We start from the raw sequence: 26,599 nt of genomic DNA, 5'->3' as shown, positions 1-26,599 counted from the left end.
CCGGCCCGGGCCCGCCCCCGGGTGGGCCCGGCCCGACCGCGCTCACCCCCGGATCAGGTCGGCGGCCCGCCAGGCCAGCGCCGTCACCGGCGCGCTGGTCCAGCCCGCCACCATCGCCGGCAGCACCGACGCGTCCACCACCCGCAGCCCGTCGACGCCGCGTACCCGCAGCTCGGGGTCGACCACGTGATCGTCGTCCGCGCCCATGGCGCAGGTGCCGACCGCGTGATAGCCGCAGTAGCCGTGCGCCACCGCCGCCTCGACGATCTCCTCGTCGGTCCGCGTCGTCAGGCCGGGCACGGTCTCGACCTGGAGCCGTTTGGCGATCGGCCCGGAAGCGAAGAACTCCCGCATCCGGCGGAACAGGTCCACCGCCGTCCGTCGGTCCTGGTCGGTGGTCAGGTAGTTCGCCACGATCGCCGGCGGGACACGCGGATCGGCGTCGGTGACGGTGAGGCTGCCCTCGCTGTCCGGCCGGGTCACCGTGCCCAGGCACATCACGCCCGGCTCCCGCTCCAGCTCCAGCGCCCGGCCGGGGCGGGGCGGTGCGGCCGAGAACGGCGCCATCAGCAGGTGGCCGTCCGGCCGGTCCAGATCGGGCCGGGACTTCACGTGCGCCGCGACGTCGAGCACCGGCAGCGCCAGCGGCCCGCCCCGGGTGAGCAGCCAGCGCAGCGTGGCGCCGGCCTGCCCGAGCGGGCTCGCGAGCCGGGCGTTGTAGCCGCCCGGCTCGGCGAGCCGGTACTGCAACGCGATCGACCGGTGCTCCCGCAGGCCGGCGCCCACCCGGGGACGGTCGAGCAGCACCGGCACGCCGGCGGCGCGCAGCGTGTCGGCCGGCCCGATGCCGGAGACCTGCAACAGCGCCGGGGTGGCCAGCGCGCCGGCGGCGAGGATCACCTCACCGGCCGCCCGGTGCTCGACCTCCCGGCCCCGGTGCGCCACCCGTACGCCGACCGCCCGGCCGCCCTCGACCAGCACGCGCAGCACCACGGCGTCGACCACGACGGTCAGGTTGGGGCGGCGCCGCGCCGGGTGCAGGAACGCGTCGGCGGCGCTGACCCGACGGCCACCGTGGATGGTCGCGGTCGGGTAGCCGATCCGCTCGTCGTCGTCGGCGTCGAGATCGTCCACCCGACGCCAGCCCAGCTCGACGCCGGTCGCCACCATCTCCTCGGCGAGCGGGTCGGTACCGGTGGCGACGGAGAGCCGCACCGGCCCACCGACGCCCCGGTGCGGCGCCGGCCCCAGCGGATGGTCCTCCAGCCGCTGGAACACCTGCCGCATCGTCGACCAGCCCCAGCCCAGCGGCGCCAGCGTGTCCCAGTCCCGGGCCGCGCCGCGGCTCCAGATCATGCCGTTGACCGACGTCGAGCCGCCGATCATCCGGCCGCGCTGCCACGTCTCCCGCCGGCCCGGCCCGGTGGCCGCCGGATAGTGCCAGGCGGTACGCGGGTCGTCCATCAGCCGGGAGAACGCCTTCGGCACCCGCACGAACGGGCTACGGTCCCAGCCACCCGCCTCGACCAGCAGCACCCGGGTGCCCGGGTCCTCGGTCAGCCGGTCGGCCAGCACGCACCCGGCCGCGCCGGCGCCGACCACGACGTAATCGAATTCCACCACTGAGCGGACCCCCATCGCGAGAATCCTTCTGACAGTAGTTTCTCGATCACCGTTGGCAAGTGTCGGGTTTCAGGCCGCCTTCGCCAGCGCCTCGTACTCGTCGTCGGTCAGCTCCACCTCGGCCGCCGCGATGTTCTCCTCCAGGTGCGCCACCGACGACGTACCCGGGATCGGCAGCATCACCGGCGACCGGCGCAACAGCCACGCCAGGGCGAGCTGCGCGGGGCTGGCGCCGTGCCCGGTCGAGATCGCGTCCAGCGGACCGCCCGGCCGGGCCAGGTTGCCGGTGGCGATCGGGAACCAGGGGATGAACGCCAGGTCGTTGCGCTCGCAGTGGGTCAGCACGTCCTCGGCGCTGCGGTCGGCCAGGTTGTAGAGGTTCTGCACGGACACGACCGGGGTGATCGCCCGCGCCGCCTCGATCTGGTCCACCGTCACCTCGGAGAGCCCGATGTGCCGGATCTTGCCCTCCTGCTTGAGCAGCGCCAGCTCACCGAGCTGGTCCTCCAGCGGCACCTGCGCGTCGATCCGGTGCAGCTGGTAGAGCGGGATCGACTCCAGGCCCAGGTGGCGCAGGCTCAGCTCGCACTGCTGGCGCAGGTACTCCGGGCGCCCCACCGGCCGCCAGTCGCCCGGGCCGGACCGGGTCAGCCCGGCCTTGGTGGCGATCACCAGGTCGTCGGCGTACGGGTGCAGCGCCTCCCGGATCAGCAGCTCGCTCACGAACGGCCCGTACGAGTCGGCAGTGTCGATGAACGTGACCCCCAGCTCGTACGCGCGGCGCAGCACCCGCACCGCCTCCGCCGGGTCCTTCGGGTCGCCCCAGACGCCCGGGCCGGTGAGCTGCATCGCCCCGTAGCCGAGACGGTCGACCCGCAGGTCACCGCCGATCCGGTAGCTGCCCGACGCCTTGGCGGGCTGGTTGCTGGTGGTCATCATGGTCCTCCTGAGGTGGGTGGTCCGCCGACCCGAGGATCATTCCCCGAACCGGGCCGCCGAAGCCTGCTCAGCCGAGGTGCCGCAGCACCACCAGCGCCTGGTCGTCCTCCGAGCCGGCCAGGTCGCGCAGGAGCGCGTCGGCGATCGCCTCGACCGGCTCGTCCCGCACCGCGACCAACGACCGGTGCAGCGCCGCGATGCCCTCGTCGTACGGCTGGCCGCGCCGCTCCACCAGCCCGTCGGTGTACGCGACCAGCACGTCCCCGGGGCGGAACGCGGCGGTGGTGACGGTCATCGGCCGGTCGACCATGCCCAGCGGCATCGCGTTGGCGGTCTGCACGGTGCGCGGCGGCTGCCCGGCCGGCAGCACCACCGGATGCGGGTGCCCGGCCCGGGCCACGTGCGCCACGCGGTCCGCCGGATCGACCACCACGACCAGACAGGTGCCCAGGAACCCGACGCCGAGCAACTCGGTGAGCCGGAGGAACACCTCCTCCAGCGGCACGCCCAACCGGATCAGCGTGTTCAGCACGGTGCGTAGCTGGGCCATGTCGGCGGCGGCCTCGACCTGGTGGCCGACCACGTCGCCGACGACCACGGCCAGCCGGTCGCCGTCCTGGCGGACCAGGTCGTACCAGTCGCCGCCCAGGTGCAGGCCGCTCATCGCCGGCCGGTAGCGGGTGGCGATCTCCAGGTTCTTCGGGACGGCCAGCTCCGAACTGCGCAGCCGGCCGGCCAGCCGGGTCACCAGGTTGTGCTCGGCGGCGGCCAACCGGACCCGCTCCAGCGTCTGCTCGCACAGGTCGGCGACAGTGTCCAGCAGCGCCAGGTCGCTGTCCCGCAGCGGGCGCTCCCGTCGCCAGCCGAAGCCCAGCGCGGCGATCGGGCGGCGTTCGGCGCCGAACAGCGGCAGCGCCACGGTGGTCACCATGCCGTGCCGGCCGACCGGGTCGGGCAGGCCGGGGAACCGGGTGGCGAAGTCGGCGCGGTCGCGCAGCACGATGCGTTCCCCGTGGTGCAGCGCGCGGACGATCGGGCGCGGGTCGTCGACGGTCAGGTCGCGGAACGTGGCGGCCAGCTCGCCCGGCACGTCGTCGTGGTACCAGAGCCGGACCCGGCGGCCCTCGTCCCGCATGGCCAGGCCGGGCAGCTCCGCGCCGAACGCGGTGGTGGCGGCGTCCAGGATCACCTCGATCGCCTCGGCGGTGGACCGGGTCATGCTCAACCGGGCCGCGAACCCGGCCATCGCCTGCGCCGACCCGGTCAGCTCGGCCCGTTGCAGCGCCTGACTGCACAGCGCGGCCACCGCGTCGAGGAGACTGTGCAGCGCCTCGTCGTCGGCGACCGGGTCGGCCCAGCGCACCTCCAGCACGCCGAGCGCGCCGCCGTCGCCGTCCCGCAGCGGCAGGCAGACCCCGGTGGCCCGGCCGTCGCCCAGCGGCAGCGCCGCGTTGTCGCGTACCGCCCGGGCCAGCGGGACGTCGGCGTCGACCGGCAGCCGCTCGGGCGAGGCGCCGGCGCCGGCCACGTCGAGCACGGTACGGCCGGGCAGGGCGATCGCCACCCGCAGCGTGGTGGCGTCCACCACGGCCGGGGCCACCGTGGTCACCACCTCGACGATGGCGTCCCGGCCCCGGGCCGAGCTGAGCGCGCCGGCCAGCCGGGCGAGCGCCTCGGCCCGCCGCAGCGCCTGCTCCGACCGGACGCGGAACAGCCGCAGCTCGGCGCGGGCGGCCGCCAGCTCGGCGCGGGCGGCGTCGAGTCCGGTGGGGTCGGCGTCCGGTTCGGCGGGGTCGGCGGAGCGCGGGGCGGCGCACTCGGTGCCGACGGTGAGGGCGCCCGCCGGCCGGCCCGACTCGTCCGTCACCGGCGTGTGGGCGAAGGTGAACCAGCGGTCCGCCCCGCCGTCGTGCGCGTGCCGCACCGGCACGTCCCGGCTCTCGGCCGCGCCCTCGCCGGCGCGCACGCCGGCGAGCAGGAGAGCGAGCGCGTCCGCGTCGCCCGGCCACACCTCGTCGACCGGCCCGCCGGGCGCGGCGCCCGGACCGAGCAACCGCCGGTACGCGTCGTTGGGCAGCGGAGTGTCGCCCCACCAGAGCACGGCCGGGCCGGGAAGGTGCAGGCAGAGTGCCAGCGCGGTGCGCAGGCTCTGCGGCCACCCGGCGATCGGGCCGAGCGGGGTCCCCGTCCAGTCACGCTCCGTGATCACCCTGCCCGCGTCCCCGCCGGTGGTGTCGAGGACGTCCGGCCACCGGGCGTCGTCGGGTCCGGTGCTGCTCACCCGGGACCTCCGCTCGGGCATGGACGTCGGCAGTACCCGAAACGTACCAGCGGCCCGCCCTGGCGGCGATCGTCACGCCGTCCGGTCGGGACCCCGTCCACGGGCGAGCGCGTCCACCGCGGCGAGATCCCCGGCGGGCGCGTCCGCCAGCGCCAGGTCGTGGAGGAACCGCACCCACACCGGCTCGATGCCCGGCGCGTCGGCGAACAGTTCCGCGGTGACGTGTCCGCTCGCGTACGCCACCGTGCGCCGGACGAGGTCCTGTACCTCGTCCGGGGTGTGCCACCGGACCTCGCGGGCCGCCGCCGGATCCGGCCGGACGGTTCCGGCGACCACCGCCCGGTAGAGGAACCAGTGGTGGCCCGTGCCCCGCGGGCCGGCCGGTCGGCGGCAGGCGTTGGGCCGCCAACCCTCCGCCACGAGGTCCAGCGTCCGGACGGTCAGGCCCACCTCCTCGGCGACCTCCTGGCGGGCCGCGTCGGCCGGGGTGCCGTGGTCGTCCACGTGACCGGCGACCGGGGCCACTCCCACCGGCGGGGTGGCCCGGCGCAGCAGCAACAGCCGCCCGGCCGGATCGGCGATGAGCACGCCGACGCTCGTGTTGTCGCAGCGGCGCGGTGGGCCGGCGACCGGCGGCGGGTCACCCCGGTGATTCGTCATCTCTTATCCGATCTACTGTCGCAAGTCAATGCTTGCGCGCAATTCAATTCCGTATACGCTGGCACCGGCTTTATGATAATTGCATCCCGAGTGCCTCCCACGGTGGTGACGGCACTGTTGAATTCGCACCCCTATATCCGACCCTTATCGCGTGCGTCGCGACCCCTGTTTTCGTACGCGGCAACCCCTGAAGGAGTGGGAGTATGAGCGGTCCGTCGGTCGCGGAGCCCGCCGCGAAAACGGTGCCAGACGATTCCGGCACGGCCGGTCCGGAAGGTCCCCACCGTTTCCGCGACACCGCGAAGATGATGCGTTTGTCGCAGGGCAACTGGCGCGAGGCGGAGAGTGGGGGTCTGATCAACCTGCACCTCGACTGCCGGCCCGACGGCACCCTGCACGACCCGGAGACGGGCCGCTCGTTCCGCAACCTCAGCTCCTACTCCTACCTCGGGCTGAACACGCACCCCGCGGTGGTGCAGGGGGCGATCGACGCCCTGACCGCACAGGGGTGCGTCGGCCTGGGCATCACGCCCACCCGGATGCGTCCCTCGGTGCTGCGGCAGGCCCAGGACCAGCTCTCCGAGATCTGGCGGGCGCAGTGCCTGCTGGCGCTCTCGTGCAGCGTGGCGACCGCCGGACTGCTCCCGTTGGTGTCCTCGGGGCATCTCGTCGACGGCCGCCCCCGGGTCACCGTGTTCGACAAGCGCAGCCACTTCTGCATGGACTACGTGAAGCCGATCTGCGCCGACGAGGCGCCCGTGCTGGTGGCCCCGCACAACGACATCGACTTCGTCGAGGACGCGTGCAAGAAGTACGGACGGGTGGCCTACGTCGCCGACGGCGCCTATTCCATGGGCGGCCTGGCGGATCTCGACGGCCTGTTGCAGCTCCAGGACCGGTACGGCCTCTTTCTGTGGATGGACGATTCGCACGCCATTTCCGTCATGGGTGACCGGGGAGAGGGCTACATCCGATCGGCGGTGGACCGGCTCAACGACCTGACCCTCATCACCGGATCGCTGGAGAAGGGCTTCGGGTGTTCCGGCGGCGTGGTGATGCTTCCCGACTCCGTCGACCCGGCCCTGGTCAACACGTTCGCCGGGCCGATGTGTTGGTCGCAGTCCCCGAGCGTCGCCAACATGGGCAGCGTCCTGGCCGCCGCCCGGCTGCACGCCGGCCCGGAGCTGAACGTCCTGCAGACCCGGCTGCGCGCCAACCTCGACTACTTCGACTCACGGGTGCCCAGCGAGTCCGCCGGCAGCATCCTGCCGGTGCGGGCGCTCCCGGTGGGCGACCGCGACCTGGCCGTGGACCTGTCCCGCCGGCTGCTGGCCGAGGGCTTCTACTGCGCGCCGGTCTACTTCCCGGTGACCTCCCGGGGCCGCGAGGGACTCCGCGTCATGATGCGGGCCAACCTCGGCGAGGACGACCTGCGCCGCTTCGTCGACCTGCTCGTCGACTGGGTGGTGCCCCACCTGGTGGGGGCGGACGGCGCGGTGGCCGCCGGGGACCCGAGATGACCCTTGTCGAGGGCGTGCCCCGCAGCCGGTCCCGCGGGATCTGTCGCTGCCTGCTCGTCACGCCGGCCACCCGGATGGAACGGTTCCTCGGCAGCGCCGCGGGAGCCGCCGACATCAACCTGCTCGACCTGGAGGACTCCGTGCCGGCGGAGGCCAAGCACGGCGCGCGGCAGGCGGTGGGCCTGCTCGACCCGGCGGAGGTGCCGGACGGATACAGCCTGCGGGTCAACCCGGTCCGATCCCCGGAGGGTGTGCGCGACCTGCACATGGTGCTCGACGCCCGGACCGCCCCGGACATGATCGTGCTGCCGAAGGTGGAGTCGCCGCACGACGTCGAACTCGTCGACGAGGTCCTGGCCGGCGCGGGGATCGACACCGTGCTGTGGGCGATCCTGGAGACCGCGGCCGGGCTGGAGAACGCGATGGCCGTCGCCCGGTCCCGTCCCCGCCTCGTGGCGTTGACCTTCGGCGCGGCCGACTTCTGCGCCGACACCGGCACCGCCATGGAGTGGGAGCCCCTGTTGATGGCCCGGTCCCGGGTCGCGCTGGCCGCACGCTCGGCGGGGATCGAGGCGGTGGACGGGCCGACCTTCGACCTCGACGACGCCGCCGCGCTCGAGTCCGACGCCCGTCGCGCCGCCGGCCTCGGCTACACCGGCAAGGTGGCCGTGCACCCCGGCCAGGTCGACGCCATCAACGAGGTGTTCACGCCCAGCGCGGCCGACGTCCACCGGGCCGACCGGATCGTGGGGGAGTTCCGCCGCACCGGCGCGAGCATCATCACCATGGACGGCCGGATGCTCGGGCCGCCCTTCCTGCGGCAGGCCGAGAGCACGCTCGCGCGGGCGGGGCGGTCGCGGTGAGGCCGCCGCGCGCCTTCACCGAGGTCTCGCCGGGCCGGTACCGCGAGTCCCGCGGCCTCTACTACGACGAGTTCGACGTCGGTGACGTCATCGAGCACCGACCCGGCCGGACCGTCACCGACGCCGACAACATCTGGATGTCGCTGCTCAGCCTCAACGCCCACCCCCTGCACATCGACGCCGCCTACGCCGAGCAGACCGAGTTCGGCCGGCCCGTCGTGTCGAGCCTGGTGACGCTCGCCATCGTCGGCGGGATGAGCACCAACGGCACCAGCGCGCGGGCGGTGGCCAACCTCGGCTGGGAGGAGATCCGCCTGACCACGCCGGTCTTCGTCGGCGACACCCTCACCGCCGAGTCCGAGGTGGTGGCCAAGCGCCTCTCCCGGTCCCGCCCCGGCGCCGGTGTCGTGACGTTCCGGACCCGCGGGCTCAAGTCCGACGGCACCCCGGTCATGACCTTCACCCGTAGCGCGCTGATCCCGTGCGCCGACGGGAGCGGCGCGGCGTGAGCGAAGAGACCGGTCTCGTCCCGCTGGTGCTCGACCGCCGCGCGGTCACCGCCGCGGCCGACCTGCCCGCGCTGGTCGAGGAGCTGCGCCAGGGGTACGCCGAGGGTCGGCGCGCCGCCGCCCGTACGCCACTGCGGACCACGGTGACCACCGCGGACCCGCCGGCGATGTTCGGCGTCATGCCCTCGGTCAGTGCCCGGGACGGTCTCTTCGTCACGAAGCTGGCCGCGCTGGTGCCGGACCGGCCGGCGGGGGAGCCCGCGATCCACGCGCTCTCGGTGGTGATGTCGACCCGGACCGGGCGACCGCTGGCGGTGCTGGACGGTGCGGCCGTGACCGACCTGCGGTGCGCCGCGGTCACCGCGCTGGTGACCGACGTCTGCACCCCCTCCCGGCCGCTGCACGTCGGCCTGATCGGCAGCGGGGTGCTGGCCCGGCAGCAACTGCGGGGGACGATCGCGGTACGGCCGATCGCGTCGGTCCGGGTCGCCAGCCGCCGCGTGGAGAACGCCGAGGCGTTCGCCAGGTGGGCGGTCGGCCTGGTCGGCCCGGAGTGCCCGGTCGAGGTCGCCGAGGGGCCGGACGACGTGCTCGTCGGGCGCGACGTGATCTGCACCGCGACCGGCTCGGCCGAGCCGCTGGTCAACCGGCTGCCGGCCGGGCCGGTGCACGTCAACTGCATGGGCGCGCACGCGGCGGACCGCCGGGAGATCGCCGCCGACCTGCTGCGGGAGCACCTGGTCCTGGTGGAGGATCTCGACCTGGCCCTGGCCGAGGCGGGCCCGGCGCACCGGGACGCGATGGATCTCGGCACGCTGCTCGCCGACGTCCCGGCCGACCTGGCGTCCCGCACCACCGTCTTCAGCTCGACCGGCGACCCGTGGGCCGACCTGGTGACCGCCGGGCACGTGCTGCGCCTCGCCCGCGACCGCGTGGCGGTCGGCTGATGCGCGTCCTGGTGACCGGCGCCGGGGGCCGGCTGGGTGGGGCCTGCGTCGCGGCCCTGGCCGACGCCGGACACGACGTCCGCGCCCTGAAGCACCGGCGTCCGGTGGCGCCGGTCCCGGGCCGGCGGATCGAGGTGCGGCAGGGCACGCCGGTGGATCCGGCGACGGCGGCGGACCTCACCCGGGACGTCGACGCGGTCGTGCACTGCGCCTTCCGGTTCGCCCCGCACCCGCCGGCCGACTACCGGCGGGACAACCTGGACGCCGCGCTGCGGCTGATGGAGCACGGACGCGCGAACGGGGTCCGGACCTTCGTGCAGGTGTCCAGCGTGATGGTGTACGGGCTGGACCCGGGCGTCGGCACGGATCCGGTGCCCGAGACGCGGTCACCGGCCGACGCCGCCGAGGTGCTGGACCCGTATCCGGCGATGAAGATCGAACTGGAGCGCCGGCTGCGCGAGTCGTCGGAGCGGCTCGGCGTGAACCTGGTGGTGGTGCGCCCGGGGATCCTCTTCGACGACCGCACCCCGCCGGTCGTCCGTACCGTCGGCCGGGTCGGCCTGCTGGTCGGCGCCGGCCGCAACCACCTGCCGTTCGTCCACACGGCGGACGTCGCCGACCTGGTCCGGCGGGCGGTGGAGGACGGTCGCCCGGCGGTGTACCACGCCGCGCCGGTCCGACCGGCACCGGCGCTGCCGTTCGCCCGCGCCTGGTGCCGCCGGCACGCGCCCGGCCTGCGGGTGCTGCCCGTGCCGAGGTCGGCCTACGCGGCGCTGGGCCTGCTGACCTGGTCCGCCGCCCGGGCCCGGGGCCGGCCCGCCCGGTGGCCCAACCTCCGCTACGGGGTCCGCCGCGCCACCCGCGACCTGCGGTACGACGTGACCCGCGCCCGCGCGCTCGGCTGGGTCGACACGCACACCCGGACCGTCCAGGAAGGAACCGACCGATGACCGGCACCTGGCCGTTGAGCGAACCGACCCCGGTCACCGACCGCCTGGACGAGGCGTTCCGGCACGTCGACTTCGCCGGCTGCCAGGTGTTCGTCCTGCTGGGGCACCCACGTTCGGACATCGGCAAGGGTCAACTGGTGGCGCGGCTGGCCGCGATCGCCCCCGGCCCGGCGACGGTGGTCAAGTTCGACGGCATCCTCAACACCAACGAGCGCGGCAACCATCCCTCGCCGAACGACGACCTGGCCACCTACCGGCGGTTCCTGCCGGGCATCGTGATGGGCTGGCCGAACCAGATCCTCGGCGGCGACGTCCTGCTCTCGTTCCTGCGCGAGTTCGGCGGCACCGACTGGGAACATCTCAGCTTCGTGCCGCACCTGAGCCGGTTCTTCCTGCTCACCCTGCACCGGGCCTGGGTCGACGCGGGTCGTCCGGACCACCTGTTCGTGGAGCTCGGTGGCACGGTCTTCGACCAGGAGCTGACCACGTACGTGCTGCCGGCGCTGTCCATGCTGGGCACGCCGACCAACGCCCGGGTGACCACCGCGCTCCTCTCCGAGCTGCCGGGCGGGTTCGTGGAGCCGAAGACGCGGTCGCTCCAGGACTGCCTGACCGGCAGCCTCCGCTTCGGCCTCCTCTACGACGTGCTCTTCCTGCGCGTGCCGGAGCGGGATCCCGGCGACGACGAGCTGGCCGCCCTGGAGGCGGCCGTCTCGGCGAAGCTGCGGCGGCACCTGGTCCACCGGCCCACGCCGCCCCGGCTGGTGGTCGTCCCGACCTTCGAGGGGCCGGCCCTGGACGGGTATCTCGACTACCTGCACCGCCGGCGACACCTCGTCGCCGACCTCGGCCGGCCGGCGGCCGGCGTGACCATCACCGGCGGGTCGGGGCGCCGGTCGGAGGAGACGAGAGAGGGAACGGTCCCATGTGCGGGATAGCTGCCGCCTTCCCCGCCGACCGGGCCGCCGTGGAGGCGGCCCTGGCCGGCATGCGCCACCGCGGCCCGGACGCGACGGCGGTGCTCGACGACCCGCGGTTCACCCTCGGGGTGGTCCGGCTCGCCATCACCGACGTGGCGCACGGGGACCAGCCGCTGCGCTCGCCCGGCGGGCGGGCCTGGGTGGCGTTCAACGGCGCCGTCTACAACCATCGCCGGGTCCTCGACGAGTTGGGCGTGCGCCCGCCGTCGGGCAACGACGGCCACGTCGTGGGCGTCCTCTACGAGAAGTACGGGCTGCGCTTCGCCGACCACCTGGAGGGCATGTACGCGGTCTGCCTCTACGACGTGGAGCAGGACGTCCTGGTGGTGGCGGTGGACGGCATCGGGATCAAGCCGCTGTACGTGGCGCGCGGGGGCGGGTCCACGTTCGTCAGCAGCACCCCGGAGACCATTCCGGCCGAGCTGCGACCGTTCGCCTGCCGGGTGGCCCCGGGGACCGTGTGGTCGTCGCGCGGGGAGGTCGTCGCCATCGAGCCCCGCCCGCGCGAGGGAACGCTGCGGGACCTGGTGGTGACCGCCGTACGGGATCAGATCCCGACCGAGGTGCGGTGGGGCTGCATGCTCAGCGGCGGCCTGGACAGCTCGCTGCTGACCGCGATCGCCGCCCGGGAGGCGGGCCGGGTCAGCACCTTCACCGCCGGCATCGAGGGCAGCCCCGACCTCGACGCGGCGCGGGAGGTGGCCGAATACCTGGGCGCCGACCACCATGAGGTGATCTTCGACGAGACGGAGATCCCCGACCTGCTCGACGCCGTCGTCACGCACACGGTCAGCCCGGACGTCTTCACCGTGCTCGGCGGCGTCGGCACCTGGCTCACCGCCCGCCTCGCCCACGCCGCCGGGGTCAAGGTGCTGCTCTCCGGCGAGGGCGCGGACGAGCTGTTCGGCGGCTACGGCTTCTACGCCGACCTGCCACCGGCCATGGTCGAGCCGTGGATGCGGTTCGAGCAGCAGGACCTGGGCGCGCGGGAGTGCCTGCGGCTGGACCGCTGCGCCATGGCGCACCACGTCGAGGCGCGGGTGCCGTACCTCGACTCGGCGGTGATCGCCCACGCGCGGGCCCTGCCGCCGGCCCGCAAGATCGACCGTTCGGTGCGGCCGGTGCGGCAGAAGGTCGCGCTCCGGGAGGTCGCGGAGGAGTTCCTCCCGTCCCACCTGGCGCACCGGGTCAAGATGCCGTTCCCCGACGGCGCCGGGTACCTGCACGCCGTCGGGCGCTTCGCGGCCGGCCGGATCACCGGCGCGGACCTGGCCGAGCTGTTCGAGCAGCCGGAGGCCGCCGCCTTCCTCCAGGCCGCGCCGGAGATGCAGGGGTACGGCCTGCGCACCGCCGCCTACCTGTGGCAGCGGTGGAGTGAGCGCTTCGGAGACCTGAGCGCCGACTACCGGGGTCTGGTCCGGCGGGGACTGCTCCGGCGCACCCTTCGCCACGGCGCCTACACCCGGGCGGACTTCCTCGCGGCGCTCGGGTCGTCCGGTCCGGCGGTCGATTGAACACCTACAATTCCCGGTACGAAAGGGACGGACGGCGCGCCCAGGCCGTCGGTGACGAGAGAGGCTTGCCGTTTCATGCACGCTGCGCAGGACAGCTCGCTGATGGACCCACCGGCCGCGGCGGGTCCGGACGATCCGGCCGACGGCGGGCCGGACAACGCCTCCCTCGCGGCCGCCCGTAAGCGGTCGCTGGCGATCGAGCAGGAGTTGCGCGAGGACCCGTCCCGATTCCGGGTGCTGACCGGCGACCGGCCCACCGGCCGGCTGCACGTCGGTCACCTCTTCGGCTCGCTCGAGAACCGGGTGCGGTTGCAGGACGCGGGGGTGGAGACGTTCGTCATCATCGCCGACTACCAGGTCATCACCGACCGGGACGCGGTCGGCCCGGTGGGGGAGCGGGTCCTGTCGCTGGTCACCGACTACCTGGCGGTGGGGCTCGACCCGCGTCGCTGCACCATCTTCACCCACTCCGCCGTGCCGGCGCTCAACCAGTTGATGCTGCCGTTCCTCGCCCTGGTCACCGACGCCGAGCTGCGCCGCAACCCCACGGTGAAGGCGGAGCTCGCGGCGACGAACGGCCGGCCCATGTCCGGGCTGATGCTGACCTACCCGGTGCACCAGGCCGCCGACATCCTGTTCTGCAAGGCCAACCTGGTGCCGGTGGGCAAGGACCAGTTGCCGCACGTCGAGCAGACCCGGGTGGTGGCCCGCCGGTTCGACGAGATCTACGGCCGGGCCGACAAGCGGCACGCCGTGTTCCCCCGCCCGGACGCCCTGCTCTCCGAGGCGGTGAGCATCCTCGGCGTGGACGGGCAGAAGATGAGCAAGTCCCGGGGCAACGCGATCGAACTGGCGATGAGCGCCGACGTCACGGCCAAGCTGATCCGCCGGGCCGTCACGGACAGTGAGCGGACGATCACCTGGGAGCCGCAACGTCGTCCCGAGGTGGCCAACCTGCTGTTGCTCGCCGCGCTCAGCAGCGGCCGGTCGCCGGAGGCCATCGCCGACGAACTGGCCGGCGCCGGCGCCGCGGGGCTGAAGGCCGTGGTCACCGAGGCGGTCAACGAACGGCTCGCCCCGATCCGCAGCCGGCGCGCGGAGCTGGCCGCCGACGAGGGTTACCTGCGGTCGATCCTGGCCGAGGGCAACCGTCGGGCGAACGAGGTCGGCGACGCCACGCTGGCCGAGGTCCGCGACGCCATGGGGATGGTCTACTGAGCCCTCGGGGAGGGGACCCGGTGCACGCTTCGACCGGATCGATCGCGTTCGTCAGCATGGGCCACTACCCGTCCGGCTTCCGGGTGGGGGGCATCTCCAACGTCATGGCCGGTTGGGCACAGGCGCTCAACGGGCGCTACGACGTGCACGTCGTCGCCGTCTACGACACGGTGCCCGACGACCTCGACGAGGCGTTCGCCGCGCACGCGCACCGGTTGGCCGGGGTCCGCAGGCACGCGGTGGGCAGCCCGGCGGAGGCCGCCGAGGTGGTGGCCGGGATGGATCTCGTCTCGCTGCACCAGGAGGCGCACTGGCTGCCGTACCTCCCCCAGGCCGGCCTGATGATGCACAACCCGCCGTGCTTCACGCCCGGCCGGGTGTGGCCGCCCGCCGCCGGCCCCGGGGCGCTGCGCGCGGCCATCGCCGGTGCGCCGTCGCGGCAGGCCTGCTCGCGGTGGCTGGCCGGGCTGATCGAGGCCGAGGTCGCCGCCGGGGTGGACGTCGTCACCCCGTTCGTGGCGGCGGAGTTCGTCGGGCAGCCCCGCGTCGAGAAGGGACGGCACGTGGTGTGGGCGGGACGACTGGTGGCGAACAAGGGCCTGGCCGACGCGGCGACGGTCGCCGGTCGTCTCGGGGTGGAGCTGCGGGTCACCGACGTCACCCCCGGCGTGCTCGACCCGGAGACCGCCGGGTTCCGGGACCGGCTGCGTCGGCTGCCCGGCGTCCGACTGGTCCCGCCGCCGTCGTCCCCCGCCGAGGTGGCCGGCCTGTTCGCGGCGGCCTCGGCGGTGGTCCTGCCGTCGGTCGGCGAGCCGTTCGGCATGGTCTCCATCGAGGCGCAGGCCAGCGGCACGCGGACGGTCGTGTACGCCGACGCGGGCCTGCCGGAGACCGTCGGGCCGGCGGCCGTCGCGGTGCCCGTGGGTGACCTCGACGCGCTGACCGGAGCGGTGCGGGACGCGTTGGACGCGCCGGAGGTGCCGGCGGGCAGCCGGGCCTGGGTCGCCGAGCGGTTCAGCCTCGACCGCTCACTCCGGGCGCTGCTGCGCAGCCTCGGTGGTGGTCCCGACCCGGTCGGCGTCGGCGCCCCGGTGCCCGCCCGGACGCCCGGGACGATCGGATGAGCGGCCCGGGCGGTACGCCGCTGCGACTCGGGCTGTACGCGCTGCCGTTCGGGTACGGGCCGGCGAGCAAGGCCGTCGCCGTCGCCCAGGCGGTCCACCGGCGGCTCGGCGACGGGGTGCGCTGGACGTTCGTGTCCAGCGGCCTCGGACTGGAGCTGCTCCGGCGCACCGGGCTGCCGGCCCGGGTCGTGGACACCGGCAGCGTCCACGAGGCCGAGCAGGTCGGCGGTGAGCTGCGGCCGACCCTGGACGCGATGATCGTGGTGATGCACCGGCCGTTGGCCGCCCGCCTGGCGCCGGAGCTGCCGGTGTTCTGCGTCGACAGCCTGGCCTACATGTGGCGGCCGGACTCGTTCGCCGGTTTCCCCGGCATCCGGTCGGTGCGCCGCTACTGGGTGCAGGATCTCTTCGACTCCGTCGAGGTGATGGCCCGCACCGGGGTGCCGAACGTCCGGGCCGTCCCGCCGATCACCGACGTCGGGCCGGAGCCGGCCGACGCCGGGCCGGCGGACCGCGCCGGAGCGCCGTGGGTGGCCAGCCTCGGTGGCCTGCTCAACCCGTACCCGGGCAGCCAACACGTCTACCTCGCGCAGGTGCTGCGCCTGGTCGCCGACGCGTCGGCCGGCCCGCCGGTGGTGCTCACCAGCGCGGGCGCCATCGACCGGTTCGGTGACCTCTTCGCCGGGGTCGACGCCCGTTCGCTCAGCCACGACGCGGCGCTCGCGTTGTTCCGGCGGGCCGGCGCGGTCCTGGCACCCCCGGGGCTGACCACGATCCTGGAGCTGGCCCAGCTCGGCCGTCCGATGCTGCCGCTGCCACCGGAGAACTACTCGCAGGTGCTCAACCTGCGCCGGTTGCTGCGCCACCACGGCACGGAGCTGGGCCCCGCCTGGCGGGTGCTGGACGCCGCGTACCGCCCGATCGGGGCCGACCTCCCGGAAGGCGACGGGGTCCGGGCGGTGCACGACCTCAACGAGCGGGTGCTGCCCGATCCGGCCTTCGGCGCGGCGCTCGCCGAGGCGTGGCGGCACCCCGACCAACGGGACCGGCCGCTCCCCGCGGCGCTGCGCGCCCCGGTCAGCGGCGCCGCGGTCATCGCGGCCGACCTGGCGGACTGCCTCCGGCGCTGACGCCGCCCACCGGCACCGGCACGGCGGGCGGCGGCGCGGGGGCGTCGGCCCGGTAGCGGCGGCGCACCCGGGCCAGCGCGATCGCCGCCAGGGCGGCCAGCGGCAGGAACACCAGCGGCCCGAGCGGGCTCACCAGCGGAGCGACCACGGTGCTGCCGAGCGCCACCGCGCCGGTGTTCGTCGCCATCGTGACCGCGGCCCCGGTCGCCTGGTCCGCGTCGCCGGCCTCGCCCATCACCAGCGAGGTCAGCGCGGCGTGCGCCAGCGGCAGCGACGCGCCGACCAGCGCCCCGCCGACGATCCAGGCCGGTACGCCCAGCGTGCTCGCGGTCGCCCAGGTGAGCAGGCCGGTGGCGAGCAGGCCGAGCCCGAGCTGGGCCAGCCGGCGGTCCGGTATCCGCCGCCGGGCGGCCACGGCCGCCGCGCCGGCGGCGGTGAGCGCCACCACCGAGACGGTCACCGAGAAGACCACGGCGGGCAGGTCGGCGGCCCGGATGAGGCGTGCGACGTAGAGCCGGGACGTGTCGCTGGCCAGCGCGTATCCGGCGGCGGCAAGCACGGCGGTGGAGCCGAACAGCCGCCAGGAGGGCCGGGCCGTCGGCGCGTCGGCCGGCCGGGGCGGCGGCGGCCCGACGCCGGGCGTACGCGCCGCGGCCAGCATGATCACCGTGACGGCGAGGAAGGTGACGGCGTTGGCCACCGCCGCGACCGGCACCGGATGGGCGACGGTGGCGATCAGGAGGGCCGCCACGGGCGGCCCGGCGGTGCGGCCGAGCTGGAACTGGATGCTGTCCAGCAGCAACTGGCGGGTCCGGCTCGCGCTGCCCGGCCAGGCGCCTACCAGGGCCAGCCAGGACGGACCGCCGAAGCCGACCGCGAACGGCGTGACCGAGCAGACGACCGCCACCAGCAGCGCGCGGCGGGTGGACAGGCCGTCGCCGGTGTCCCAGGCGGCCACGGCCACCGCCAGACAGCTCGCCGCCTCGACCGCGGACGACCACACCAGGGTACGGACGGGTCCGAGCCGACGGGCCGCCCGTGCCCCCAGCAGCACACCGGGGATCGTGCCGAGCAGCGCGGAGATCTGCCACACGGCGAGCACCGCCGCCGGCAGGCGGTTGTCGCCCAGCGCCCAGGCGATGTTCACCCACTGGGCCGACGCCGCGGTGTTGGACAGCAGGGCGAAGCACCAGAAAACGGGGAAGGGCACCACCGGGCGAGCCTACCGGCCGGCGGGCCGGACATCGGTTCCCGTCGCTGCCGGATAGGGGTCGTGCGGGGTTGGCAATCCGGCCGCCGTGTCCGAAGCTGGCAGCGGCGCCACCGCCGGGCGCGCCCGGACGACGATGGGAACGCGGTGCACTTCGGACTCGGCTTCGACGAGGCGTACGTGCCGCACGCACGGGTCCTCATCGAGAGCATCCTGCGCGAGGGCGCGCTGGCGGCGCCCACCTTCTGGCTGGTCACCGATCACGATCTCGGGTCGGACCTGCGCGACGCGGTCCGCCGGCAGGTCGGCGACCGCGGCGAGGTGCGCTTCCGGCCGGTGGACCGGGTGGCGCACCTGCCGCTGTCCACCCGGGACAGCGCGCGACACATCTCCCAGGGCATGTACCTGCGGCTGTTCCTGCCCTGGCTGGTGCCGGTCGAGCTGGACCGGCTGGTCTACCTCGACTGCGACATGCTCTGCACGGGGTCGCTGGCCGGGCTCGCCGACGTCGCGCTCGGCGAGGCGGTGGTCGGTGCGGTGCGCGACGCGTACACCCGGCGGCTGGCCGACGGGGGCGCGCTCCCGGGGCTGCGGGAGGAGGCCACGCTGGACCCGCAGGCGCCCTACTTCAACTCCGGCATGTTGCTGATCGACCTCGCCCGGTGGCGCGACGCGGACGTCACCGGCCGCGCGCTCGACTACATCGAACGGCACGCGGACGCCGCGCGCTACCCCGACCAGGACGCGCTGAACCACGTCCTGTTCGGACGCTGGCTGCGGCTGTCGCACCGGTGGAACCACATGATGGGCTGGCGGCTGGAGCCGGTCTACGGCGGTGACCCGGCGCAGGTGTCCCTGGTGCACTGCGTCGGGCCGAAGAAGTTCTGGACCGACGAGTTCCCCGACTTCAGCGAGTTCGGCCGGCGCTACTGGAAGTACCGCGCGGAGCTGGACGGCTGAGGCGGCCCGGCTCAGGCGAGGAACGGCAGCCGCTCCGCCAGGACCGGATCCGCCGCCGGCAGGCCGCGGACGAACCGGTCCACCTCCTCCACCGCCTGGTCGCCGAGCCGGCGCAGCTCGCTGCCCTGCGCGCCGGCGACGTGCGGGGTGACGAGCACGTTCGGCAGGGTGCGCAGGGGATGGTCCAGCGGTAGCGGCTCGGGGTCGGTCACGTCCAGCACGGCGGAGAGCCGGCCCGTACGCAGGTGCCCGAGCAGCGCCTCCTGGTCCAGCAGCCCGGCCCGGGCGGTGTTGATCAGGGTGGCGCCGTCGGGCAGCAGCGACAGTCCGGCCGCGTCGATCATCCCGGCCGTCTCCGGGGTGAGCGGGGCGTGCAGGCTGACGATCGACGACTCGCGGAGCAGGTGCGCCAGCTCGACGGGCCGTACCCCGAGCCGCTCCGCGTCGTCCGGTTCCAGGAATGGGTCGTGGCAGAGCAGCCGGAAGCCGAGGTCCGACAGGCGGGCCGCCACCAGCCGGCCGACCCGGGACGCGCCGACCAGGCCCACCGTCCGGTCCGCGTTGCCCGTCGCCGGGTAGCCGGTGAGCAGGGCGCGGCGGTCCAGGCTGCGCCGGTAGCGGTCGGCGGCGGCGAGGACGTTCTTGCCGGCCAGCAGCACCATCGCCACCGTGTAGTCGGCGACCGGCACCGCGTTGGCCCGGGCCGAGGTGGTGACCCGGACGCCGCGCTCCCACACCGCCGGGTCGAGCAGTTCCTTGACCGAGCCGCCGGTGTGGACCACCGCCCGCAGGCGGGGCATGGCGGCCAGCTCCGCCACGCCGAGGCGTGGGCAGCCCCAGCCGGTCAGCAACAGCTCGGTGCGGCGCAACGCCGCCGGGGTGGCGTCGGACCAGCCGGTCCAGGGGCCCGGGGGGAGGCTGACCAGCCGGTCCAGCCGGGCCCGGCTGGTGGGGGTGAAGAGCTGGTCGGGCAGGTCCGCGCGCATCAGCAGGGCGGCCGGGAGCATCCGCGTCCTCCTCAGTAGGCGAAGCTGACGCTGCGGGGCCGGGGCCGGGCCTTGTAGCGCGGCTGCTGCCCCTTCTTCCACAGCAGGCTGGCCAGCTCCACGGGGTGCACCGGGTCGCCGGCCGCCGCCGCCCGGTGGGCCAGTCGCTCACAGATCTCGACCGCCGCGGCCCGCAGTTCGACCTCCGCCGGGCTGCCGTGCGCCAACGGCCGGCCGGCCCGCAGCGAGTCGGCCAGCTCCGCGTCGATCTCCAGCAGCCCGTCCTCGATCAGCACGTGCGGGATGAGATTGTCCGCGAACGCGGTCAGCCGGCCGAGGTCGGCGAACCGTCGCGCGCCGCCGGGGTCGTGGCACAACGACAGGCCGTACGTCGCGAGCTGGGCCCGCTTGTGGAACGGCACGTCCAGGTCGCCGTGGCGGGAGACGTCCCGCCAGTGCGGCATCCCGGCCAGGATCGCCACCATCGCCGTCGGCGACCCGGCCGCCTCCTCCACCAGCGCCGGGTACTCCCCACCGAACCGGTCCCCGGTGTACGCGCCCAGCTCGTTCCAGGCGGTGGCGAACATGGTCATCAGGGTGAACGCCGGACCCCGCGTGGGTTGGCCGAACATCTCCGCGCAGGCCCGCCCGTCCAGCCCGGCCAGGTACGCGGGGGTCGGCACGCCGTCCCGGCGCACCCGGTCGAGCAGGAGCTGGCCGATGGTCCGGGCGCCGGACAGGCCGGGCAGCTTCACCAGGTGCGGGTGCAGGCCGGAGCCGAAGTTGACGGCGTCGCGGACGATCACGAAGCCGATCCGGGTCCGTTCGTCCGGCAGCCGGGCCAGCCCGGACTCCACCGGCGGCTGGCGGCGCAGCTCGTCGAGGTAGCTGGCGTCGACCGGGCGCGCCGAGGGCCGGGCGTGGGTGGCCCGGGCCGCCACCGAGGCGGCGGCGACGCGCAGCGCGGCCGGGTGGTCGACGGTGTGGTCCGGCGACGCGGTCCGGTCGGTGGTCTGGTCGGTCATCCACTCTCCTCAGAGCTTCGCGGGACCCAGGGACTCCAGCGCGGCGAGGTGCGACTCCGCCACCCGGGCCCAGTCGTACGTGGCGCGTAGCCGTCCGCTCGCGGCGCGGGCCCGGTCGAGGCGGGCGTCGTCCAGCGAGTCCAGGCAGCGGGTCAGGTCCTCCCGGGTGCGGCCGTACGGGATGGCGGACCCGCCGAGCATCTCGGTGAGGAAGGGCCACGGCGACACCAGCGCCGGCAGCCCCCGCCCGATCGCGTCGGCCACGGTCCCGGTGGCCAGCATCTCGCCGTCGCGGAACGGCAGCACCAGCACGTCGATCGCGGCGAGCCGCCGGTTGTACTCGCGGCGGGGCACCAGATCGTAGGGCACCACCCGGATCCGGGGGTCCGGTGACCGGGGCAGCTCCGGGGTGCCGGAGAGGACCAGCAGTTCGATGTCGTCGCGGGCGGACGCGGCCACCGCGTCGATGACCAGCGCGGTGTCCTTCTCCGGGCGGGGCGCCCCGATCACGCCCAGCCGCAGCGCGCCCGGCCGCAGGCCGTACTCCCGCTCGGTGCGGGCCCGGTCGTCGGCGCGGATGTCGGTCATCAGGTCGCCGAAGTGCCCGTGCGGAACGACCCAGTGGCGGGCGTCGTCCGGGTAGGGCAGCACGTCGCGCGCCCGGTCCCGGCCGCGCGCGCTGTGGTGCACCACGCCGTCGGCGGCCGCCGCCCAGGCCTGGTAGACCGGCCGCCACCGCGGCTGCCGGTCGTGCGGCGTGAGGTTGTGCTGGGTGAGCAGGAGCCGTACCCCGCTGTCCCGGATCGCGTCGATCAGGGCGAGGTGCCCGGCCAGCTCCGCCGGGAGCAGCCGCTCCGGCCAGTGCAGGTGGAACACGTCGACGTCGGCCAGGATCTCCCGGTGCCGGTCGAGCTGCCCGCGGCCCAGCGCCACCTCGTGCACCCGGTCCCGCAGCGGACCGTAGAGCAGGGCGTCGTAGTGGTGGCCGTACGCCGAGCTGGCCACCCGCAGCTTGGGCGTCACCGACCAGGTGAACGCCATCCGGGTGGCCGGCGCCACCTCCACCTGGTGCACGACCGGCAACTCGCCGAAGTAGCTGCGGTAGGCCGACACGCCCGCCACCTCGACGGTGGTGACCACGTCCGCCGGGCCGACGCCGAACTCGACCCGCAGCGGCCGGGCCGCCGCCTCCGTCACCTGGAGCGCGACCGCCTCCGGCGGCTGGTCGAAGCGCAGCTCCTCGTGCACGTGCAGGGTCCGGCCGCGCACCTCGTACCGGGCTCGACGCGTCGCGGGCACCGGCGGGAGGTCGGCGGGTGTCTGCCGCCGTCCGGGCTCCTGCCAGCGGTGGTGGACCACCTCCAGGCCGCCCGGCCGGTGGACCACCCGGTCGGGCCGACCGGCGGGCACGACCGTACGCCCGTCCCGCACCGCCACCGGCACGCCGGTGGCGAGGGCGCTGTCCACCGGCACCTCGAACAGGCCGGGCCACTGCGGGGCGGGCAGGTAGTCCGAGACGGTGGACCCGACCAGCGGCAGCACGAACGCGGTCTGCGCCGAGCGGTACGACCAGACGCCGGCGTGGCGGGCGCGGTCGAAGAAGAAGACCGCGTCGCGCGGCCGGCGGGGCGTCGGGCCCGGCATCGGGACGGAGTCCAGCGAGTTCGCCGCGTCCAGCAGCTTGCCGAGGCAGTCGAGGGTCATCTGGAGCCGCCGTGCGGGACCCCGGTACGCGTAGGTCGACCGGTACCGGTGGGCCTGGATCAACCCCTGGTCGAACCAGGGGCGGAGCGCGTCGAACGCGTCGCGGGCCCGGGCCGCCCACTCGTCGCGGCCGGTCGGGGACAGCTCGGGGCGGCGCGCGACCAGCCCGGCCAGTTCGACGGTGAGGCAGCGGGCCAGCGCCCCGGCGGAGCGGCCCCAGGCGACGGCGCTCCCGCTGTCGGTCACCACGAGATCCACCAGGGCGAGCGCGTCGCGGGCGCCCGCCGCCCAGACCGGGCCGATCCGGGCGGCCAGCGGCTCGGCGACCGGATACAGGGCCGGGCCGTAGATGTCGAACCGGCCGGAGCCGTCGGTGGAGTCGTCCAACTGCCGACCCGGCGTCTCCTCGATCAGGTCGCGGGTGCGGCGGACCAGGTCGTCCAGCGCCGCGGCGTCCACCGGCAGCCCGAGCTCCGCCCGGGCGTGCTCGCACCGGGCCAGCACCGCCGCGTAGTTGCGCGGCGTCCGGGCGTCCAGCCAGCTCTCGTGCGGACCGGTGTCCACGGCGGCCCGCAGCTGCTCCCGCCGCTCCGGCGGCAGTCGGGGGAGCAGCGCGTTGTCCGTCCACGGGCCGAACCGGCGCAGCGTCTCCGCCACCCGGTAGGAGGCGAACGTGTGGGTCCGCTCGCCGTCGACCGCGCCGAGCACGGTCAGCAACGCGTCGTCGATCGGCGTGCCGGCGAGCCGGGTCACCCCGCCGGCGTGCAGCAGCCCGAGGACGTGGGCGAGGTCGGCGTGCACGTCCGCCTGCACCGGGAACCCGGCGAGGACGCGGGGCACCCGGAAGCGCGGCGTGTAGCGCGTCACGAACTCGGTGAGCGTACGGGTCGCGAACCCGCGGAGGGCCTGCCCCAGCGAGGACGGCTCCGGGTCGACGTCGGCGTCGCCCGGCGGGCCGGCCAACCACGGTGAGGCGGCCGCGGCCGAGCCCCGGGCGATGTGCACGCGGAAAGATATCAATGCCCTGAAGGCGCTGGCAACGGCGGGACGAACGCCCTGTTCCGGCGGTGACCCGGGGCAGTTGCGGCGAGCGACCCCGCGGTGACGCGGCCCCGTGCGAGGCTGGACGCGACGGCGGTCAGGAGGTGCGCATGGGCCCCACGCCCCGGCTCGACTTCGCGTTGGACACCTACGAGTGCATCGTGCTCTACCCCGGACCCTCCGGTCGGGCGCTGCCGGAGGAGACCGTGCAGCGGTTGCAGTCCGAGCACCTCCGGCACATGCAGGCGTTGCAGCGGCGCGGCATCGTGCTGATCGACGGCTCGGTGGACGGGCCGGCCCGGGAACCCGACCCGCCGATCGGCTTCGGCCTGGCCCGGACCGGCTCGGTGGACGACGTACGCAGCGTCATGGAGGCCGACCCGGCGGTGCAGGCCGGGCTCTACCGGGTGGAGGTGCTGACCTTCCTCTGCCCGGCCGGCTCGCTGGAGTTCCCGCTGGTCAAGGCGGAGAGCTGAGGGACTGACCGCAGCGGCCGGCGCGGTCAGCCCGCCGTTCTCGGCGATCGCGCCGCCCACTTCCACGGCGCGGCGGCCCGGGCGCCGGTCGGCGGGACCGCCTTCGGGCTGCGTGCCGACCACCTGCCGGTCGAGATCATCGCGGTCCGGACGCCGGGCGGGGACCCGGCGCCGCACCGGGCGTGGGCCGAGCGCACCGCGGCGGCGCGGGCGCCGCACGCGCTGCCCGGCGGCCACCCGAACCTGCTCGCGCCGGAGGAGACCGACCGGGTCCGGCTCGCCTACGGGCCGGTCCGGGACCGGCTGCGCCGGGCCAATCACCGGTACGACCCGCACGAGGTGTTCTCCGCCGTGCCCACGCCGCCGGCCGGCCGGCCCGGACCCCGCGTCGGGCGGTGACGACGGGCGGTACGATTTCCGCCGCGCGGTCGCCGATGCCCGCCACACGACGTTCCGGTGCGGTACGCCTACCGCCCGCCCGCGCGTTTGTTCGCGCATCGTTGGACAACTGTTCCGCAAGTCCGCAAGGGGTCGGCTGGTGAGCCGACCCGGAGGAGAGACTAGCCTGATGGGCGTGACACGCCGCGCGAAGATTGTCTGCACTCTGGGCCCCGCCACCTCGTCCCCGGAGCGCATCCGGGGGCTCGTCGAGGCCGGCATGAACGTGGCGAGGCTCAACTTCAGCCACGGCAGTCACGCCGACCACGAGTCGGTCTGCCGGCTGGTCCGGGAGGCGGCCGAGGCCGCCGGGCAGCCGGTCGCCGTGCTCGCCGACCTCCAGGGCCCCAAGATCCGGCTCGGGCGCTTCGCCGACGGGCCGCACGAGTGGCGCACCGGTGACTCCGTGGTGATCACCGGCGACGACATCCTCGGCACCAAGGAGCGGGTCTCCTGCACCTACCGCAAGCTGCCGCAGGAGGTGAAGGCGGGCGACCGGCTGCTGATCGACGACGGCCGGGTCGCGGTCGAGGTCAGCGACGTCACCGGCAACGACATCCGCTGCCTGGTCACCGAGGGCGGTCCGGTCTCCAACAACAAGGGCGTCTCGCTGCCGAACGTGGCGGTCAGCGTCCCGGCCCTGTCCGACAAGGACGCCGAGGACCTGCGCTTCGCCCTCGGCCTCGGCGTCGACCTGGTGGCGCTCTCCTTCGTCCGCTCGCCGGACGACATCAAGCTCGTCCACTCGATCATGGACGAGGAGGGTGTCCGTCGCCCGGTGCTCGCCAAGGTCGAGAAGCCGGAGGCGGTCGACCACCTGGAGGCGATCGTGCTCGCCTTCGACGGCGTCATGGTCGCCCGTGGCGACCTCGGCGTGGAGCTGCCGCTGGATCAGGTCCCGCTGGTGCAGAAGCGCGCCGTGCAGCTCTGCCGGGAGAACGCCAAGCCGGTCATCGTGGCCACCCAGATGCTCGACTCGATGATCGAGAACTCCCGCCCGACCCGCGCCGAGGCCTCCGACGTGGCCAACGCCGTGCTCGACGGCGCGGACGCGGTGATGCTCTCCGGCGAGACCAGCGTCGGCAAGTACCCGGTGCTCACCGTCAGCACCATGGCGAAGATCGTCACCACCACCGAGGCCGGCTCCATCGCCGTGCCCCGGCTCCAGCACGACCCGCGTACGCACGGCGGCGCGCTCACCGTCGCCGCGTCGTCGATCGCCCGCGCCATCGGCGCCAAGGCCATGGTGGCGTTCTCGCAGACCGGCGACACCGTCAAGCGGCTCAGCCGGCTGCACTGCGACCTGCCGCTGCTGGCGTTCACGCCGGTGCCGGAGGTGCGCAACCAGCTGGCGCTCTGCTGGGGCGTGGAGACGTTCCTGATGCCGTTCGTGCAGCACACCGACGACATGTTCCGCCAGGTCGACCAGGCGCTGCTCGGCCTGAACCGGGCCAACCCGGGCGACTACGTGGTGATCGTGGCCGGCAGCCCGCCCGGCACCCCCGGCTCCACCAACACGCTGCGCGTGCACCAGCTCGGCTCGCTCGTCGACGCCGCGGCGGCCCGGGCCCTCCAGTGAGTGACGCTCCGGTGGCGACCGGGCAGGCCGCCGTCGACCAGCTCCTGGAGGTGCTGGACCTCGCGCAGACCGGCGAGATGGCCTTCCGCGGGATGAGCCCGCAGGTGGGCCCGCAGCGGGTCTACGGAGGCCAGGTCGCCGGTCAGGCGCTGGTGGCGGCCGGCCGCACGGTCGGCCCGGAGCGGGCCGTGCACTCCCTGCACGGTTACTTCGTGCGGCCCGGCGACCCGGCCGAGCCGATCGACTACCAGGTGGAGAACGTCCGCGACGGCCGGTCCTTCTCGGTGCGCCGTTCGGTGGCGCTCCAGCACGACAAGCCGATCTTCTTCATGTCGGCGTCGTTCCAACGGCAGGAGGAGGGGCTGGACCACCACGCCCCGCTCCCACCCGACGTGCCCGGCCCGGACGACGTGCCCACCATGACCGACCGGCTGTCCCGCTACCCGGAACGGCTCGGCATCTGGGGGCAGATCCCGCGCCCGATCGACGTCCGGTACGTCGGCGAGCCCGGCTGGGTACGCCCCGGCGACCGCCCGGCCGAGCCGCACCAGCGGGTCTGGATGCGCATCGACGGCAAGCTGCCGGACGATCCGCTGCTGCACGCCTGCGCGCTGACGTACGCCTCGGACCTGACGCTGCTCGACTCGGTGCTGTCGGTGCACGGCGAGGTGTGGGGGCCGGGCGGGGTGGTGGGCGCGAGCCTCGACCACGCGCTCTGGTTCCACCGGTCGTTCCGCGCCGACGAGTGGTTCCTCTACGACTGCTGGAGCCCGTCCGCCTCGGGCGCCCGGGGCCTGGCCACCGGCCGGATGTTCACCACCGACGGCCGGCACATCGCCAGCGCCGTGCAGGAGGGGCTGCTGCGCCGGGTGGGTGGCTGACCCGGCAACCGTGACCGTTCGGCCGAGGGTCGGGAGACCGG

At 74.7% G+C, this 26,599-nt stretch carries 22 protein-coding genes; 14 read left to right on the top strand and 8 right to left on the bottom strand.

What is annotated here, in order from left to right:
* Window positions 1-42: 42 nt before the first annotated feature.
* From TPA0908_RS08985 to TPA0908_RS08970, 4 genes are all read right to left on the bottom strand, one after another.
* Window positions 43-1,623 carry a GMC family oxidoreductase gene (locus TPA0908_RS08985; protein ID WP_458575191.1) on the bottom strand — a complete coding sequence of 527 codons (1,581 nt, stop codon included), beginning with the start codon at window positions 1,621-1,623 and terminating at the stop codon, window positions 43-45.
* Window positions 1,624-1,692: 69 nt separating this feature from the next.
* A complete protein-coding gene (locus TPA0908_RS08980) occupies window positions 1,693-2,559 on the bottom strand; it encodes an aldo/keto reductase (protein WP_281936483.1) in 867 nt (288 codons plus the stop codon).
* Between the two features lie 70 nt (window positions 2,560-2,629).
* Window positions 2,630-4,843 (bottom strand): SpoIIE family protein phosphatase, encoded by a 2,214-nt coding sequence (locus tag TPA0908_RS08975; RefSeq protein WP_281936481.1) that lies wholly within the window; start codon window positions 4,841-4,843, stop codon window positions 2,630-2,632.
* 72 nt (window positions 4,844-4,915) lie between these two features.
* Window positions 4,916-5,503: an NUDIX hydrolase gene (locus TPA0908_RS08970; RefSeq protein WP_281936480.1), complete on the bottom strand. Its 588-nt coding sequence runs from the start codon at window positions 5,501-5,503 to the stop codon at window positions 4,916-4,918.
* A 203-nt stretch (window positions 5,504-5,706) separates the two neighbouring features.
* On the opposite strand from TPA0908_RS08970, the gene TPA0908_RS08965 reads away from it, so the two are divergent.
* From TPA0908_RS08965 to TPA0908_RS08920, 10 genes are all read left to right on the top strand, one after another.
* Window positions 5,707-7,023, top strand: a complete 1,317-nt coding sequence (locus TPA0908_RS08965) for an aminotransferase class I/II-fold pyridoxal phosphate-dependent enzyme (RefSeq protein ID WP_281936478.1) — start codon at window positions 5,707-5,709, stop codon at window positions 7,021-7,023.
* The gene (locus TPA0908_RS08960; protein WP_281936476.1) at window positions 7,020-7,886 is read left to right on the top strand and encodes an HpcH/HpaI aldolase/citrate lyase family protein; all 867 of its coding nucleotides are present in this window, start codon (window positions 7,020-7,022) and stop codon (window positions 7,884-7,886) included. Before TPA0908_RS08965 ends, TPA0908_RS08960 begins: the two co-directional genes overlap by 4 nt.
* Complete coding sequence (locus tag TPA0908_RS08955) at window positions 7,883-8,395, top strand: MaoC family dehydratase (protein ID WP_281936474.1); 513 nt, start codon at window positions 7,883-7,885, stop codon at window positions 8,393-8,395. The genes TPA0908_RS08960 and TPA0908_RS08955 overlap by 4 nt, the downstream gene beginning before the upstream one ends.
* The gene (locus TPA0908_RS08950; RefSeq protein WP_281936472.1) at window positions 8,392-9,342 is read left to right on the top strand and encodes an ornithine cyclodeaminase family protein; all 951 of its coding nucleotides are present in this window, start codon (window positions 8,392-8,394) and stop codon (window positions 9,340-9,342) included. Before TPA0908_RS08955 ends, TPA0908_RS08950 begins: the two co-directional genes overlap by 4 nt.
* Complete coding sequence (locus tag TPA0908_RS08945) at window positions 9,342-10,292, top strand: NAD-dependent epimerase/dehydratase family protein (protein WP_281936470.1); 951 nt, start codon at window positions 9,342-9,344, stop codon at window positions 10,290-10,292. Before TPA0908_RS08950 ends, TPA0908_RS08945 begins: the two co-directional genes overlap by 1 nt.
* Window positions 10,289-11,230 carry a P-loop NTPase family protein gene (locus TPA0908_RS08940; RefSeq protein ID WP_281936468.1) on the top strand — a complete coding sequence of 314 codons (942 nt, stop codon included), beginning with the start codon at window positions 10,289-10,291 and terminating at the stop codon, window positions 11,228-11,230. Before TPA0908_RS08945 ends, TPA0908_RS08940 begins: the two co-directional genes overlap by 4 nt.
* Window positions 11,218-12,786 (top strand): asparagine synthetase B family protein, encoded by a 1,569-nt coding sequence (locus TPA0908_RS08935; RefSeq protein WP_281936466.1) that lies wholly within the window; start codon window positions 11,218-11,220, stop codon window positions 12,784-12,786. The genes TPA0908_RS08940 and TPA0908_RS08935 overlap by 13 nt, the downstream gene beginning before the upstream one ends.
* A 75-nt stretch (window positions 12,787-12,861) precedes the next feature.
* Window positions 12,862-14,004, top strand: coding sequence for a tryptophan--tRNA ligase (gene trpS, locus TPA0908_RS08930; RefSeq protein ID WP_281936465.1), 1,143 nt, complete (start codon window positions 12,862-12,864; stop codon window positions 14,002-14,004).
* A 20-nt stretch (window positions 14,005-14,024) separates the two neighbouring features.
* Window positions 14,025-15,128 carry a glycosyltransferase family 4 protein gene (locus tag TPA0908_RS08925; protein ID WP_281936463.1) on the top strand — a complete coding sequence of 368 codons (1,104 nt, stop codon included), beginning with the start codon at window positions 14,025-14,027 and terminating at the stop codon, window positions 15,126-15,128.
* Window positions 15,125-16,258 carry a hypothetical protein gene (locus TPA0908_RS08920; protein WP_281936461.1) on the top strand — a complete coding sequence of 378 codons (1,134 nt, stop codon included), beginning with the start codon at window positions 15,125-15,127 and terminating at the stop codon, window positions 16,256-16,258. Before TPA0908_RS08925 ends, TPA0908_RS08920 begins: the two co-directional genes overlap by 4 nt.
* Here the strand turns inward: TPA0908_RS08920 and TPA0908_RS08915 are convergent.
* Window positions 16,221-17,468, bottom strand: coding sequence for an MFS transporter (locus TPA0908_RS08915; protein ID WP_281936459.1), 1,248 nt, complete (start codon window positions 17,466-17,468; stop codon window positions 16,221-16,223). The genes TPA0908_RS08920 and TPA0908_RS08915 overlap by 38 nt on opposite strands.
* A gap of 147 nt (window positions 17,469-17,615) precedes the next feature.
* On the opposite strand from TPA0908_RS08915, the gene TPA0908_RS08910 reads away from it, so the two are divergent.
* Window positions 17,616-18,428 (top strand): glycosyltransferase family 8 protein, encoded by an 813-nt coding sequence (locus tag TPA0908_RS08910; protein ID WP_281936457.1) that lies wholly within the window; start codon window positions 17,616-17,618, stop codon window positions 18,426-18,428.
* A gap of 11 nt (window positions 18,429-18,439) precedes the next feature.
* Here the strand turns inward: TPA0908_RS08910 and TPA0908_RS08905 are convergent, their stop codons facing one another.
* Genes TPA0908_RS08905 through TPA0908_RS08895 form a run of 3 tightly spaced genes read right to left on the bottom strand, consistent with a single transcriptional unit; the run spans window position 18,440 to window position 23,148 of the window.
* Window positions 18,440-19,435 (bottom strand): hydroxyacid dehydrogenase, encoded by a 996-nt coding sequence (locus tag TPA0908_RS08905; RefSeq protein WP_281936456.1) that lies wholly within the window; start codon window positions 19,433-19,435, stop codon window positions 18,440-18,442.
* Between the two features lie 11 nt (window positions 19,436-19,446).
* Window positions 19,447-20,439, bottom strand: a complete 993-nt coding sequence (locus TPA0908_RS08900; protein WP_281936455.1) for a queuosine salvage family protein — start codon at window positions 20,437-20,439, stop codon at window positions 19,447-19,449.
* 9 nt (window positions 20,440-20,448) lie between these two features.
* The gene (locus TPA0908_RS08895; RefSeq protein ID WP_281936454.1) at window positions 20,449-23,148 is read right to left on the bottom strand and encodes a glycosyltransferase family protein; all 2,700 of its coding nucleotides are present in this window, start codon (window positions 23,146-23,148) and stop codon (window positions 20,449-20,451) included.
* Between the two features lie 146 nt (window positions 23,149-23,294).
* Here TPA0908_RS08895 and TPA0908_RS08890 point away from each other — a divergent pair, with 146 nt between their 5' ends.
* The 3 genes from TPA0908_RS08890 to TPA0908_RS08880 all read left to right on the top strand — a co-directional run bounded on the left by TPA0908_RS08890 (window position 23,295) and on the right by TPA0908_RS08880 (window position 26,558).
* Complete coding sequence (locus TPA0908_RS08890; protein WP_281936453.1) at window positions 23,295-23,660, top strand: YciI family protein; 366 nt, start codon at window positions 23,295-23,297, stop codon at window positions 23,658-23,660.
* Between the two features lie 568 nt (window positions 23,661-24,228).
* On the top strand, window positions 24,229-25,677 hold the full coding sequence (gene pyk, locus TPA0908_RS08885) for a pyruvate kinase (RefSeq protein ID WP_281936451.1): 1,449 nt from the start codon (window positions 24,229-24,231) through the stop codon (window positions 25,675-25,677).
* Between the two features lie 11 nt (window positions 25,678-25,688).
* A complete protein-coding gene (locus tag TPA0908_RS08880; protein WP_374709214.1) occupies window positions 25,689-26,558 on the top strand; it encodes an acyl-CoA thioesterase in 870 nt (289 codons plus the stop codon).
* Window positions 26,559-26,599 lie beyond the last annotated feature (41 nt).

It is taken from the genome of Micromonospora sp. AKA38, from assembly GCF_027925725.1.
In the GTDB taxonomy this organism is placed as follows: Bacteria; Actinomycetota; Actinomycetes; order Mycobacteriales; family Micromonosporaceae; genus Micromonospora.
This window is presented reverse-complemented; position numbering and strand designations above follow the sequence as displayed.

What these genes read in the sequence shown, in the direction of transcription:
- TPA0908_RS08905 (WP_281936456.1), bottom strand. Translation starts at nt 19,435, where the DNA reads ATGCTCCCGGCCGCCCTGCTGATGCGCGCGGACCTGCCCGACCAGCTC.
- TPA0908_RS08960 (WP_281936476.1), top strand. Translation starts at nt 7,020, where the DNA reads ATGACCCTTGTCGAGGGCGTGCCCCGCAGCCGGTCCCGCGGGATCTGT.
- trpS (WP_281936465.1), top strand. Translation starts at nt 12,862, where the DNA reads ATGCACGCTGCGCAGGACAGCTCGCTGATGGACCCACCGGCCGCGGCG.
- TPA0908_RS08970 (WP_281936480.1), bottom strand. Translation starts at nt 5,503, where the DNA reads ATGACGAATCACCGGGGTGACCCGCCGCCGGTCGCCGGCCCACCGCGC.
- TPA0908_RS08900 (WP_281936455.1), bottom strand. Translation starts at nt 20,439, where the DNA reads ATGACCGACCAGACCACCGACCGGACCGCGTCGCCGGACCACACCGTC.
- pyk (WP_281936451.1), top strand. Translation starts at nt 24,229, where the DNA reads ATGGGCGTGACACGCCGCGCGAAGATTGTCTGCACTCTGGGCCCCGCC.
- TPA0908_RS08890 (WP_281936453.1), top strand. Translation starts at nt 23,295, where the DNA reads ATGGGCCCCACGCCCCGGCTCGACTTCGCGTTGGACACCTACGAGTGC.
- TPA0908_RS08920 (WP_281936461.1), top strand. Translation starts at nt 15,125, where the DNA reads ATGAGCGGCCCGGGCGGTACGCCGCTGCGACTCGGGCTGTACGCGCTG.
- TPA0908_RS08945 (WP_281936470.1), top strand. Translation starts at nt 9,342, where the DNA reads ATGCGCGTCCTGGTGACCGGCGCCGGGGGCCGGCTGGGTGGGGCCTGC.
- TPA0908_RS08965 (WP_281936478.1), top strand. Translation starts at nt 5,707, where the DNA reads ATGAGCGGTCCGTCGGTCGCGGAGCCCGCCGCGAAAACGGTGCCAGAC.
- TPA0908_RS08980 (WP_281936483.1), bottom strand. Translation starts at nt 2,559, where the DNA reads ATGACCACCAGCAACCAGCCCGCCAAGGCGTCGGGCAGCTACCGGATC.
- TPA0908_RS08940 (WP_281936468.1), top strand. Translation starts at nt 10,289, where the DNA reads ATGACCGGCACCTGGCCGTTGAGCGAACCGACCCCGGTCACCGACCGC.
- TPA0908_RS08935 (WP_281936466.1), top strand. Translation starts at nt 11,218, where the DNA reads ATGTGCGGGATAGCTGCCGCCTTCCCCGCCGACCGGGCCGCCGTGGAG.